12 protein-coding genes are annotated in these 12,240 nt (G+C 71.4%); 2 read left to right on the top strand and 10 right to left on the bottom strand.

The window, feature by feature from the left end; all coding sequences use genetic code 11:
- Positions 1-976: 976 nt before the first annotated feature.
- From GA0070561_RS08360 to GA0070561_RS08350, 3 genes are all read right to left on the bottom strand, one after another.
- Positions 977-1,606, bottom strand: coding sequence for a hypothetical protein (locus GA0070561_RS08360; protein ID WP_091397884.1), 630 nt, complete (start codon positions 1,604-1,606; stop codon positions 977-979).
- A gap of 13 nt (positions 1,607-1,619) precedes the next feature.
- On the bottom strand, positions 1,620-3,398 hold the full coding sequence (locus GA0070561_RS08355; RefSeq protein WP_244166119.1) for a DUF4012 domain-containing protein: 1,779 nt from the start codon (positions 3,396-3,398) through the stop codon (positions 1,620-1,622).
- Between the two features lie 124 nt (positions 3,399-3,522).
- Entirely contained in the window at positions 3,523-4,749 is a 1,227-nt protein-coding gene (locus tag GA0070561_RS08350) for a glycosyltransferase family 4 protein (protein ID WP_091397877.1), read from the bottom strand.
- A gap of 168 nt (positions 4,750-4,917) precedes the next feature.
- Here GA0070561_RS08350 and GA0070561_RS08345 point away from each other — a divergent pair, with 168 nt between their 5' ends.
- Positions 4,918-5,472, top strand: coding sequence for an arsenate reductase/protein-tyrosine-phosphatase family protein (locus tag GA0070561_RS08345; RefSeq protein ID WP_091397871.1), 555 nt, complete (start codon positions 4,918-4,920; stop codon positions 5,470-5,472).
- Here the strand turns inward: GA0070561_RS08345 and GA0070561_RS08340 are convergent.
- Positions 5,453-6,916: a tyrosine-protein kinase domain-containing protein gene (locus GA0070561_RS08340; RefSeq protein ID WP_091397868.1), complete on the bottom strand. Its 1,464-nt coding sequence runs from the start codon at positions 6,914-6,916 to the stop codon at positions 5,453-5,455. The two genes, GA0070561_RS08345 and GA0070561_RS08340, sit on opposite strands and share 20 nt — an antisense overlap.
- Before the next feature lie 339 nt (positions 6,917-7,255).
- On the opposite strand from GA0070561_RS08340, the gene nhaA reads away from it, so the two are divergent.
- Positions 7,256-8,614, top strand: coding sequence for a Na+/H+ antiporter NhaA (nhaA, locus tag GA0070561_RS08335; protein ID WP_091397860.1), 1,359 nt, complete (start codon positions 7,256-7,258; stop codon positions 8,612-8,614).
- Positions 8,615-8,717: 103 nt separating this feature from the next.
- On the opposite strand, the gene GA0070561_RS08330 is transcribed toward nhaA, so the two are convergent.
- The 6 genes from GA0070561_RS08330 to egtC form a co-directional block, all read right to left on the bottom strand.
- On the bottom strand, positions 8,718-8,915 hold the full coding sequence (locus GA0070561_RS08330) for a hypothetical protein (protein WP_091397856.1): 198 nt from the start codon (positions 8,913-8,915) through the stop codon (positions 8,718-8,720).
- Positions 8,916-8,919: 4 nt separating this feature from the next.
- Positions 8,920-9,243 (bottom strand): hypothetical protein, encoded by a 324-nt coding sequence (locus tag GA0070561_RS08325; RefSeq protein ID WP_091397853.1) that lies wholly within the window; start codon positions 9,241-9,243, stop codon positions 8,920-8,922.
- Entirely contained in the window at positions 9,240-9,602 is a 363-nt protein-coding gene (locus GA0070561_RS08320; protein WP_091397850.1) for a DUF1622 domain-containing protein, read from the bottom strand. Before GA0070561_RS08320 ends, GA0070561_RS08325 begins: the two co-directional genes overlap by 4 nt.
- Before the next feature lie 39 nt (positions 9,603-9,641).
- Positions 9,642-10,229, bottom strand: coding sequence for a TMEM165/GDT1 family protein (locus tag GA0070561_RS08315; protein ID WP_091397848.1), 588 nt, complete (start codon positions 10,227-10,229; stop codon positions 9,642-9,644).
- A 217-nt stretch (positions 10,230-10,446) separates the two neighbouring features.
- Positions 10,447-11,412 carry an L-histidine N(alpha)-methyltransferase gene (gene egtD, locus GA0070561_RS08310; protein WP_091397845.1) on the bottom strand — a complete coding sequence of 322 codons (966 nt, stop codon included), beginning with the start codon at positions 11,410-11,412 and terminating at the stop codon, positions 10,447-10,449.
- 20 nt (positions 11,413-11,432) lie between these two features.
- The gene (gene egtC / locus GA0070561_RS08305) at positions 11,433-12,209 is read right to left on the bottom strand and encodes an ergothioneine biosynthesis protein EgtC (protein WP_091400034.1); all 777 of its coding nucleotides are present in this window, start codon (positions 12,207-12,209) and stop codon (positions 11,433-11,435) included.
- Positions 12,210-12,240: the final 31 nt, after the last annotated feature.

The raw sequence follows: 12,240 nt of genomic DNA, 5'->3' as shown, positions 1-12,240 counted from the left end.
TGATGTGGGACTGCTCGCCCTGCGGCTTCGGCGCCGCCGACTGCACAGCAACCGCAACCGGCTTGGCATCCACCGGGTTGGCGTGGGCGGCGATCGGGCCGGCGAACACACCACCGGCGAACGCGAGACCAGCAACAGACAGCATGCTCTTACGCATGATCGTGTTCATGGGGGTAGCTCCTTCGGGGGTAGAACACCCCGACCGCCAAAGGGGGGCGGCGGTAAGGGTGTGAGCACCTCGTCCGGCGCTGCACGTACAAGGGGGAAAAGTTTGGGGGGTGACGCCCGTGTCGGGCGTCGGGCGGCGACCTAGCGAGCGGGGGGCTCGCGGCGCCGGGTCCCTGTGTAACGACCCGGGGGCCGGGGTCATTCCGGGTTGGCCCACCTGCCGGCACCCTCATCGTGGCGGTGCCTGCGGTCGTTCGTGGGGACTGTAACGACCGGGTGGAGGTTGGCATTCCGACCTGCGCGACCAGGCCCCGGGGTCGGGCGGCGGGTCGGTGGTACTGCGATCGTCAGGGTATGTAACGACCCCGCCCCGGCCATGATTCCGGCCCACGGGTCCGCCCGGCCACCGCCCAGAACCGTCCAGAGGCGGATAAACCGCCCATCCGGTGCCGGGCCTGCCGCGCCGAATCGCTCCTCACCCGCGTGATCGACTCGGGTTCACGGAAAGTCGGGGCATCCCGGACGCACGGACACCCCGACTTCATGAAACCCGAGTCGATCACGAACGGGCCGACCATGCGAAGGCCGCAAGACGGACAGGACGCGCCGAAGGTCGTACCGCGGCATGTCGACCTCGATATCGGCGGGCATGGCCGGACCGACGAATATCGGCGGGCATGGCCGGACCCACGACGGTCCCCGGGACGGCGCTGGCGGGCCTCGACTCTGGAGAACAGGCTGGCGCCCGTCGGAGTGTTCCGACGGGCGCCAGCTTCGGTGCTGTCCGGGCGCAGCCCGGTGGTGTGGATTAGTGCGCCGCACCACCGAAGCGCTGGCGGCGACGCCAGGCCAGGGTCAGCAGCAGCATCACCGCTCCGGCGCCGACCAGGCCGCCACCGAGCTTCATGGGCGTGCCGAGGCTGTCACCCGTGACGGGCAGCGGCTGCTTCTTGTGCAGCACCCGCAGCTCGGTGGAGGCGGTACGGCCGGACTCCCGGCCCGTGGCGGTGAAGGTCAGCAGACCCGTCACCGACGGCTTGTAGGTCTTGGTGAAGCGACCCTGGGCGTCGGTGTACGCCGTGAAGTGCAGGGGCGCGCTCGCCTGGTAGGCGACCGGAGCCATGGCCACGGTGGTGCCGTCGCTACGGCGAGCCGGAGCCACACCGCCGGCCGGAGCGGCCTGCGGAGTGACCGTCACGGTGATGTCGACGGTCTCGTTCGGGCCGAAGTTGGTACCGGTCAGCACCACCGTCTCGCCGAGGTAAATCGTCGGCCGGTTGACGGTCAGCGACGCGGCGGTCGGCGGGTACGGCGGCGGTTGCGGCGGGTCGGTGGTCGCGCTGGGCGTCGGCTGCGGCTGTGCCGCCCCCGCTGCCGTCGGCACGGCCACCACGGCCAGGCCGACCGTGAGCGCCATGATGATGCGGGATAGCCGCATGATTGGTTCCCTCCTACTGATCACAGCTTGGTGCGGAATGAACTTGGGTGGTCCAGGGGCTGGCGGTGGGGGTCAGCCACAGCTCGGCCTGCCCGACGCCGGTCTTGGCCGTCAGCACGGTGACCTCCAGCGCCCTTTCGGCGCCGGGGCCGACGTCGACGCTGGCCGTCGCCACTTGACGGCGGCGTTCGGTGCCGCTGCCAAGCGCTGTCTCGGCCCCGTCCAGTCGGGCCTCCAGCACCGCTCCGCCAGCCGGGCTGAAGATCGACACCAACGTGCGGGCGGTGTACGGATCGCCAGCCAGGCCGAGGCCGAGCACGGATTCGCTAAGTCCGGACTTCGGCGCCGTTGAGCGCAGGGTCACCCGTAGCCGAAGCTCACGGCGGCCGTCCGACCGGCATTCGCCGACCGTCAGGTTCGCCGTCGGCCGCAGGTAGTAGCCGAGCTTCGCGCCGCTGCCGTCGTTGAGGAACACGCCGACAGTCGGCACGGTGTCCTGTTCCGGAAGCGTCCCGGCCATCCGGCTCTCGCCGAATGTCCGCTGTTCCTCAGGTCGGGCACTCCAGAACAATATCCGGCGTTCGGTGATAGCACGGTCAAATGCGGACAACAACACCCGTGGGTTGACATTCTTCTTGAAGAAGGTGTCAAACACCGAGGCGGCCGAGGCGGCGAAGAAGTCGTCCTGCTGCTTGACGTCGAGGCGCTGGTAGCTGTCGTTGAGCAGGGTCTGCACTACCTTCTCGCTGGCGAGCGGGACACCCCCGGGCACCAGCACCGGACCGGTCGCCTTGAGCAGGTAGGACAGCACCACCGGATCAACGGCGAGCACGCCGTCGACAGTGGTGCCGGTCTTGCGCCGGAACATCTCGCGGTAGAGCGTCGCGGCGGTCGGGAAGTGCGGAGACAGGTTGACGTCGGCGGGATAGATGCCGGGCAGGTCCGTCCAGAGGGCCCGGGTCTCGGCGGGCACCTTCACCGCCGGGGTGAACCGGCCGAGCGAGGCACTGCTGCCCTGCTTGCCCATCTTCACCTTGCCGTTCTCCGCCTCGATCATCGCGTACGCGCCGAACATGCCGCCGGTGGCGCGCAACTCGGCGAGGTTCTGCGAGACGAGCAGGTAGCGGCGTGGGCCGTTCGCGCCGAGCAGCGGCGGGAGGAGGCGGGCTCCCTGGTCGGCGGCCGTGGTGAGGCTGGCCAGCCGGTCGATCTCGTCGCGCAGGTCGCTCAGCGCCTGCCGGATCTGGCTGACCAGGCTGTCGGCTGGTACCGCGGCCAGGTTCTGGCGGGTACGTTGCACCGACTCGTGGGCCTCGGTCAGCTGCGTGGAGACGGCGGCGAGTCGGGTGAGGTCCACCCGGCCGCCGGTCGGCACCAGGCTGGTCAGGTCCGCCCGAAGCAGGGTCGGGAACGCGTGTCGGGCCAGTTCGTCGATGGCGACGGCGATCTGCGCGACGGCGTCGAGGTCGTCGCCGGCGATCGGCGTACGTCGTCCGAGCTGCCAACTCGGGTCGGCCGTTGCCGCGCGGGCCGCGCCGGCCTGCTCCTGAAGGGCGGCGAGCGTCCGCAGGGCGCGATCGGTGTCCCCACCGACAGTCTGGGCGCTCAACTCTCGGGCCAGGCCAGCGGCGTTGAGCAGGTGGGTACGCGCCTGCCAGCCGCGGAAGCCGATCCACCCGGCGGTCGCCAGCAGCAGCGAGCCGACCACCAGGGCACCGAGGAGGGCCCGTCGCAGTCGGGCCCGCCGACGACGCCGGGACCGGCTCCGTCGCCGGATCGGTCGTTCGCTCACCGTCACACCACACTCCCGTTCACGGAACCGGACAGAAGGTCGATTCCCTGACGTTCTTAGCATGTCTCAGGGAAGTTCATACCGTTATTGCGTTTGTCGTCCTTTAAGCGAGTTTTCCTCGTAGTTACGTGGCGGGCTGTGCGACCCGTCCGGCCGCCTCGTGCAACAGCCGTTCGATCTGGTCCACGCCCGCGGGCAGCGACATCTCGCGCAGGTACGCGGCCCGCCCCCGGCGACCCATCTCGGTGCGGGTCGGCGGCGGAATGGTGGCGGCCAGCCAGAACCTGTCGGCCAACGCCGCCCAGTCCTCGGGCGGGCAGGACAACCCAGCCCGAGCCCGTTCGACCAGTTCGGCCGTGTCCCCACCGGCGGACGCGATCACCGGCGCGGCACAGGAGAGCGCGGCCTGCAGCTTGCCGGGCACCATGCCGCGCAGCTCCGGAAGATCGCGCAACATGACCAGTTGGTAGTCGGCGGCGGCGTACAGCTCGGGCATGTCGACCGGCGACCGCCGCTCCAGGAAACGGACGTTCCCCGCGCCCAGCTCGGCGGCGAGCCCCCGCACCCGCCGCTCCTCCGCGCCCGAACCGACCAGAACCAGATCCATCGTCCGGTCCAGTGCCGCGGCCGCACGGACCGCGGTCTCCAGCCCCTGCCGCGCCCCGATGGTCCCGGCGTGCATCACCACGCACCTACCGTCGCGACGGACCAGTTGGCGGGCCGCCGCGCCGGGTGTCGCCGGGTGGAAGATCCGCTCGTCGGTCCAGTTCAGCACCAGCCGGACGCGGGCCGGGTCGGCGCCGGCGGCGACCACCAGGTCCCGCATCGACGGCGCCGCGACCGCAATTCGCGCCGCGGTCCGGTAGATCCGGGTCATCGCGCTGCCCATCCGCGCCGCAAAGCGCCCCTCGCCCCCCTCGTCCGCGCCGTCGCGAGTCCAGACGTCCTGCACGTGCAGCACCGCCGGCACCCGCCCGAGCAACCGGAGCACCCCGGCCGCGGCGAACGTGGTCGCCGGCAGTTGGAAGACGTAGAGCGCGTCCACGTCACCCAGGAAGCGGCGTGCGACCAGCCCCGCGCTGCCGGCGAAGGAGAGGTAGCTGGCCATCCGGCCGGCGACGGAGGCGGCACCTCCGGGATACCGGGGCACCCGTCGGACACTCAGCCGTTGGCTGTGCGTCTCGTGGTGCCACCGCTGTCGCCAGCCGGGATAGACGTGCCCGCCGGGGTAGTCCGGAAAGCCGGTGAGGACCCGTACCTCGTGCCCACGCGCGGCCAGCTCCTCGGCGAGGCTCCCCGGGATGAACGCCGGCTCGGGCGGAAAGTGGTACGACAGGATGCCGATCTTCACCGGTACGCCCCCGTCCCACAGGGATCGCCGGCGACCGGCGCGGCACCACGACCGGCCGGCGTGCGGCGCGCGTACGATGCCGACAACCCCTCCCCGCACGGCCACCGGCGTCGACGCACCGCCCCCGCGGTGCGAGCGCTTGTGTCCGTACCGATGAGAGGGGCACCGATGGCTGATCGCGTGTTGTTCGTCTGCCACGCCAACCTGTGCCGGTCACCGATGGCCGAGTACCTGGCCCGCCGGCTGCTGGCCGACCGACCCGTCGAGGTGGCCAGCGCCGGCACCGACGCGATCGACGGGCTGGCCATGCACCCGTACGCCCTGGAGGTCGCGACCGAGAGCGGTGCGGACCCGGCCACGTTCCGGACCCGAGGGTTGCGCCCCGAGTATCTGGTCGACGCGACGCTCGTGCTGACCGCGACCCGACGCCAACGCTCCGTCTGCACCGCGTTGGCGCCGGGGGCGCTGCACCGGACGTTCACGCTGCGCCAGTTCGGGCGGCTGGCCGCAGCGGCCGAGCCGCCCGCCGACTCGGCCGACGACCCGTTGCGGGCGGCCATCGCCGCCGCCGCCCAGGCCCGGGGACGGCTGCAACCCGCCGCCCCGGACGAGGACGACCTTCGGGACCCGATCGGCGGTACCGCGGCCGACTTCCGACGCTGCGCCGAGGAGATCGAACGGTCGCTGCGACCCCTCGCCGCGCTCATCGGGGCAGCCGGGTGAGTTCCTGGGTGTGGTCGGGGATGCCGTTGACCCCGTCGGCGGTCGCGCTGTGCCGGCCGGACGCGGCCCGGTCGGCCGGCACCGACGCCTCGGCCGTCGAGGCCACCACCCGGTAGGCCTCGTACTGGTACGCCTCTGCCTTGGCCACCTTGGCCATGTTCAGCACACAGCCGAGCAGCCGAACCGAGACCGAGTGCAGTGACCGGGCCGCCGCGGCGACCTGGGTCCGCGAGGTACGGCCCTGCTGGGTCACCAGCAGCGCGCCGTCGGCCTGCACGGCCACCACCACGCCGTCGGTCACCGCGAGCAGCGGCGCGGTGTCGATGATCACGATGTCCGCCGACTCGCGCAGCGCCAGCAGCAGGTCCGACATGGCCTTGGAGCCGAGCAGCTCGCTCGGGTTCGGCGGAGCCGACCCGCTGGGCAGCACCAGCAGCGACTTGTCGCCCCAGCGCTGCACGACGTCGCCCACCTTCACGTCGCCCACCAGGACGTCGGTGAGGCCGACGCCGGCGTCCAGGCCCAGGTAGTCGTCGACCTTCGGGCGGCGCAGATCGGCGTCGACCAGCAGCACCCGCCAGCCCGCCTCGGCCAGTGCGATGGCCAGGTTGCAGGAGAGGGTGGTCTTTCCCTCGCCCTGCAGGGCGCTGGTCACCGCGATGACCCGGGCCGGCTCGTGGACGTCCACGAAGCGCAGGTTGGTCCGCAGCTTGCGCACCGCCTCGGCGCGTGCCGAGGTCGCGGCGTCGCCAACGATCAGCGGGGCGCTGCGGGCGTTGGCCTCGAACGGAATCTCACCGAGCAGCGGGCTGCCGGTGGCGCGTTGCAGGCCGGCCGCGTCGCGCAGTCGGACGTCGGCGACGCCGCGCAGGATCGCCAGACCGATGCCGAGGATCAGACCGACCAGACCGCCGAGGGTGAGGTTGCGGACCGGCTGCGGCGAGACGGGGTTGGCACTGACCCGCGGACCACTGACCATCTCAATCTTGATGGGCGTCTTGCCCTCCGGGGTCGTCTCGACCTTCTGGACGAGCTCGACGAACTTGTTGGCGAGGCTCTCCGTCACGCGCAACGCGCGAGTCTGGTCGGTGTCGGTCACCGACGCCCGCAGCAGGACGGTGCCGGTCTCGGTGGAGGTGCTCACCCGGCGCTGCACCTCGTCGGCGGTGAGGCCAACCGGAGTCTCGGCCACCACGCTCTGCGCCAGCCGGTCGCTGCTGAGCAGGTCGGCGTACGACTTGACGCGCTGCTGGAGGAAGAGCCCGCCCTGGTAGGCGTCGGTGACGCCGGTACTGGGGGTGGTGACGAAGAAGGTCACCGAGGCGACGTACCGAGGTTGGGCACGTACGGTCAGGAACGCCGAGACGCCGAGAGCCACCATGACCGTGACCAGCGCGACCCACCAGTGCCGACGCACGTGGCGCAATTGGCGGAGCAGGTCCATCAGGAGCGCCCCCGTGCCGGTCCGGTTACGGCAAAGAACTTCACGAAAACCCCCAAGGTCGTCTCTAAACTCGTGAAACCATTAAAGCGGCTCATACGGCTTATGTCCGGAGTTATGTATTTTCCGGCGGCGAGATGTGCGCCCGCATGACCAACCCGACAAACACCCATTCGGCTGCGGCGACAACCGGGGAAAAAAGTCGGAGGCCGATCGGATGACGTCCGATCGGCCCAGCGGTCGCCGCCGACCGCACCGCCGGATAGGGTCGACAGCGGTGTGCCGGGAAGTCTGGTCGGCGACTGGATTCCTGCCGTCCCGACTCCCGTAGGTGAGCCGAAGTTGACCTCCTCCACCCCGCCATCCGACCCGCGTCCGCCGAAGGTTCGGCTGTTCTCCCGATCGTCCTGGCCGGAGGCCCGGCACCTGGCCGACGTGCTGCGTACCGAGACCGTCGGCGGCGTGCTGCTGCTGTCAGGTGCCGTGATCGCGCTGATCTGGGCCAACTCCCCGTGGTCCGACTCGTACACGCGGCTCGGCGACGTGGTGCCCTGGCCCGGCGCGCCCTGGCACCTCGACCTGAATCTGTCCACCTGGGCGGCCGACGGCCTGCTGGCCATCTTCTTCTTCGTGGTGGGCCTGGAGCTCAAACGGGAGTTCGTCGCCGGTGACCTGCGCGACCCGCGCCGAGCCGCGCTGCCGATCGCGGCCGCGCTCGGCGGGATGCTGGTGCCGGCGGTGATCTACGTGACGGTGGTGCTGAGCGGAGGCGGGGAGGGCCTGCGCGGGTGGGCCATTCCGACCGCCACCGACATCGCATTCGCGCTCGCCGTCCTCGCGGTGGTCAGCTCACATCTGCCCCAGGGCCTCCGCGCATTCCTGCTCACCCTCGCGGTGGTCGACGACCTGTTCGCGATCACCATCATCGCGATCTTCTACACCGCCGACTTCCACCCCGTACCGCTGCTCGCCGCGTTGGCGCCGATCGCGCTCTTCGCGGTGCTGGTGCAGCGGGGCCGCACCTGGTGGTGGGCGCTCATCCCCCTCGCGATCGCCGCCTGGACACTGATGCACGCCTCGGGCGTGCACGCCACGGTGGCCGGTGTCCTGCTCGGCTTCACGGTCCCGGTGCTCGCACGCCGACCGGCGGGCGGCGACCAGCCGGTCGCGGCCAGCGCGGAGGCGGGCGAGGGTGGGCTCGCCGCCCGCCTGGAGCACCGCTGGCGGCCCGTGTCGGCCGGCTTCGCGGTGCCGATCTTCGCCTTCTTCGCCGCCGGGGTCACCCTGCGCGGCACCGACCTGGGCGCCCTGCTGAGCGACCCGATCGTGATCGCCATCGTCGCCGCCCTGGTGTTCGGCAAGAGCATCGGCATCTTCGGCTCGACGTACCTGCTGGCCCGGTTCACCCGCGCCGAGCTGGACGAGGACATCACCTGGGCCGACCTGCTCGGGATCGCCCTGCTGGCCGGCGTCGGCTTCACCGTCTCGCTGCTCATCGGCGACCTGGCGTTCGGGGTGGGCAGCACGGCCGACGACCGGGTCAAGGCGGCCGTGCTGCTCGGCTCGGTGATCTCCGCCGGGTTGGCCGCCACGGTGCTCAGCCGCCGCAACGCGGCGTACCGGAGGGTGGCGGAGCGGGAGCGGGTGGACGCCGACGGGGACGGCGTACCCGACGTCTACCAGCAGCCCGACGCCCGCTGAACGCGTCGGCGCCATCCAGCGAATGCGAAGGCGCCGAGGGGCGGCGCGGCGAGCGCGGGTTCGCCGCCGTGCCGCGCCGCCCTACAACCGCGCGGGCTCGCGCTCAGCGGCGGCGGTCGGCGGGCGGCAGGTCCTCGGTCTCCTCGACCAGCGCATCGGCCGTCGGCCCGGTGAGGTCGTCGCCCGGCACCGCCACCGCCTCGACGCGATCCTGCTCGTCGGGCTTCCCGCCGGGCGGCGGCTCCGGGGCGGTGGCACCGCCGGCGTAGCCGTACTCGTTCGGTTCGTCGTGCCGGCTCATGTGGTCATCCTCCCGCTTTTCCCGTTTCACCTGTCGAGGCCAACGGTAGGTGGTGATCGTCCTCGGCGCAGCGCGCCGGGGATTGTCGGCCGGACCATGGGGGTGGGTGGCTGAGCGCCGCCCCGAGCAGTTGACGCAGGGCGATGATCGCCACCGCGCCGGCCAGGCCGTTCCAACCCGGCTCGCCGGCGAGCCGCAGCAGACCGGCCGCGGTGAGCAGGTCCAGCAGCACCCGGACACCGCTGCGCAGCGCCCCGGTGGTGAGCGTGGTGAGCACCCCGGCGACCAACGCCAGGGCGGTGACCGCCGTGACCAGCGTGCCCGTCACGGTCGACGCTCCCCCTCGGCCACCTGACGCTGCTCCTGCCGGATCTCGCGGCCCAGGAAGTAGTTCAACGCCGTTCGGATCGTCGCGATGGCGGCCAGTTGGCCGATCTGCGTGAACGACGGGGACACCGCCGTGCGCAACACGTCGGCCGCCAGCTGGAATTCCAGGCCGAGGGTCAGAAAGCGGCCCAGCGAGAGCCGGATCGGCGTGAAGCGGGCGGCGCTGCGGTGTCGCAGCCCTTCGACCACGAACCGCACCGCCGCCCACACCGCGCCCACGAAGATCACCAGCGCGCCGGCCACCTCCACCACGGCAACCAGCACCTGGTCGCCCTGGCGCAACAACTCGGCCGGATCCACCCCGGGCCGTTACCCGCCCTCCGGGCAGCTAGTCGGCGCTCAGGTCAGCTCGTTCACCGCTTCCAGGATCAGCCAGAGACCGGAGATGGCGAAGAGGATCGCCGCCCCGTACTTGATGGCCTTCTCCGGCAGCCGCCGGCCGAGCATCCGGCCGACCAGGATGGCCAGCGCGTCCGCGGCCACCATGCCGATGGTGGAGCCGAGCCAGGTGCCGAACCAGCCGTACTTGGTGGCGAGCGTGATCGTGGCGAGCATCGTCTTGTCGCCCAGCTCGGCGAGGAAGAACGCCACCGACACCGCCACCAGCGCGGTCTTGTTGGTCTTCTCCGCCTTGCGCTTCTCCTCCTCGGTGAGCTTGTCCCCGCGCAACGTCCACGCACCGAACCCGAGGAACGCCACGCCGGCAACCAGGGAGATCCACTCGGTCGGCAGCACCGCCCCGAGACCCGCGCCGATGGCGACCGACGCCAGGTGCACCACCGCGGTGGCGACCGTGATGCCGATCAGCACCGGAATCGGTTTGAACCGCGTGGCGAAGGTCAGCGCCATCAGCTGGGACTTGTCCCCCAGCTCGGCGACGAAGATGACGCCGAAGCTGACGACCAGCGCGGCGAAAAATCCCTCCATGACGTCCTTCCCGTTCACGCCGGGAGGAGGTACAGGGGCGCCCTCGACCCGGCTGCAACAGCCTGAGTCGAAGGTCTCGCCCGCCCCGAGAAAACCGGGGCCGCGTGGCCGGATGCGGAACGCACCAGTATGTCGACCACGACATTGGGGGCTACTCCCCTTCGCGTGATCAGCCTATCTGATCACCGCCAGGCCCGACCCAGCCGGGTGAACAGGCTCACCGCGCCCGCGCCAACGTGACGCCGAAGAGCGCGTCCGGGTCGGTCCAGAACTCCGCGGTGGCGAAGCCGGCCGTGGCCAGCTCCGCGGCGATCCCCTCCCGGTGGAACTTCGCCGAGACCTCGGTACGCAGCTCCTCCCCCGCCGCGAAATCGACTGTCAGCCCCAGCACCCGCACGCTCATCGGCCGGATCGCCCGCAACCGCATCTCGATCCACTCGTGGTCGGGATCCCACACGGCGACGTGCTCGAACGCGGCCGGGTCGAAGTCGGCGCCCAACTCCCGATTGATCACGTGCAGCACGTTGCGGTTGAACTCGGCGGTGACCCCGGCGGCGTCGTCGTACGCCGGCACGATCACCGACGGGTCCTTCACCAGGTCCGTGCCGAGCAACAACCAGTCGCCGACCTCCAGCGCCGCGCGCATCGCCGTCAGGAACTCGGCCCGCTCGGCAGGCAACAGGTTGCCGATCGTGCCGCCGAGGAACACCACCAACCGCCGACCGCCGGTGGGCAGCCGGTCCAGTTGCCGGGTGAAGTCCCCCACGATGCCCCGCACCCGCAGGCGGGGATAGTCGGCAGCGATCTGGGCGGTGGACCCCCGCAGCGCACTGACCGACACGTCGAGGGGGACGAACGTGCCCAGCCCACCCCGGCGGGTGAAGGCGTCCAGCAGCAGCCGGGTCTTCTCCGACGAACCGGAGCCCAACTCGATGAGCGTCTTGGCCCCGGTCAGCGCCGCGATGTCGGGAGCGTGCGCGGCCAGCACGGCCCGCTCGGCCCGGGTCGGGTAGTACTCGGGCAGTCGGGTGATCTCCTCGAAGAGTTCGCTGCCCCGGGCGTCGTAGAACCACTTCGGCGGCAGCCACTTCCGCCCGGCGCTCAGCCCCGCCCGGACGTCGTCGCGCAGGCCACGCTCCAGGTCACCCTCTTCGAGGTAGATCTCCAGGGGTTCCGCGGTCATCAGTTCGCTCCTCTGTTCGATCAACCGTTGCGTGCCTGCCCGGCGCGGCTCACCGGGGTCGGCAGTGGACGTACCCGCACCTCACCCGCGGTGGCGACGACGAGGTGCCCCTCCGGCACCGACCGCCACCCGGGATCGTCGTCGTGCGGCTCGGAGGCGAGCAGCACCGAACCCGGCGTCTCGCGGACCGACAACGCATGGCCCGCCACGCTGGCCACCACCCGGTGCCCGTCGGTGAGCAGCAGGTTGAGCCGCGACCCGGGGGCTGCGGCGGCGACGTCGGTCACCGTCCGCCCGACCGCCTCGACCGGGTCGGCACCAGCGCGCAACCGATGCCGCACCAGCGCCCAGAGCAGCGCCGAGTCGGTGGTGGCGTCCAGCGTGAGCAGGTCACGCACCGGCAGACCGGCGGCGAGCGGCACCACGGCGTCCGGCCAGCCGCGGACCACACCGTTGTGGCTGAACAGCCATCGCCCCTCGGCGAAGGGCGCCGCCGCGCCGTCGAGCACCGCCATCCCGACCGTGGCCGAGCGCACCGCCGCCACCACCGCCGCGCTGCGTGTCACCGCCGCCAGTTGGGCGATGGTCGGGTCACTCCAGATCGGCTGCGCCCGCCGGTACCGCACCGGCTCACCCTCACCCGGGTACCAGCCGACACCGAACCCGTCGGCGTTGATCGTGCCGCCGCCGCGCATGTCACGGGGTGCCCAGGACTGCCGCACCAGCGAGTGCGGAGGGTCGAACAACAGCTCGGCCAGGGTGACCGGCGGCCCCAGGTAGGCCAGGTGGCGACACATCAGCGCCCCCGGCCCGCCGCCGGGCCGCCGG

The organism is Micromonospora saelicesensis (genome assembly GCF_900091575.1).
Classification (GTDB): Bacteria; Actinomycetota; Actinomycetes; order Mycobacteriales; family Micromonosporaceae; genus Micromonospora; species Micromonospora saelicesensis.
This window is presented reverse-complemented; position numbering and strand designations above follow the sequence as displayed.

Bases quoted from the DNA above. Each gene is read 5' to 3' on its own strand.
- GA0070561_RS08360 (WP_091397884.1), bottom strand. From the start codon at position 1,606: ATGCGGCTATCCCGCATCATCATGGCGCTCACGGTCGGCCTGGCCGTG.
- GA0070561_RS08345 (WP_091397871.1), top strand. From the start codon at position 4,918: ATGGCTGATCGCGTGTTGTTCGTCTGCCACGCCAACCTGTGCCGGTCA.
- GA0070561_RS08340 (WP_091397868.1), bottom strand. From the start codon at position 6,916: ATGGACCTGCTCCGCCAATTGCGCCACGTGCGTCGGCACTGGTGGGTC.
- GA0070561_RS08330 (WP_091397856.1), bottom strand. From the start codon at position 8,915: ATGAGCCGGCACGACGAACCGAACGAGTACGGCTACGCCGGCGGTGCC.
- GA0070561_RS08315 (WP_091397848.1), bottom strand. From the start codon at position 10,229: ATGGAGGGATTTTTCGCCGCGCTGGTCGTCAGCTTCGGCGTCATCTTC.
- egtD (WP_091397845.1), bottom strand. From the start codon at position 11,412: ATGACCGCGGAACCCCTGGAGATCTACCTCGAAGAGGGTGACCTGGAG.
- egtC (WP_091400034.1), bottom strand. From the start codon at position 12,209: ATGTGTCGCCACCTGGCCTACCTGGGGCCGCCGGTCACCCTGGCCGAG.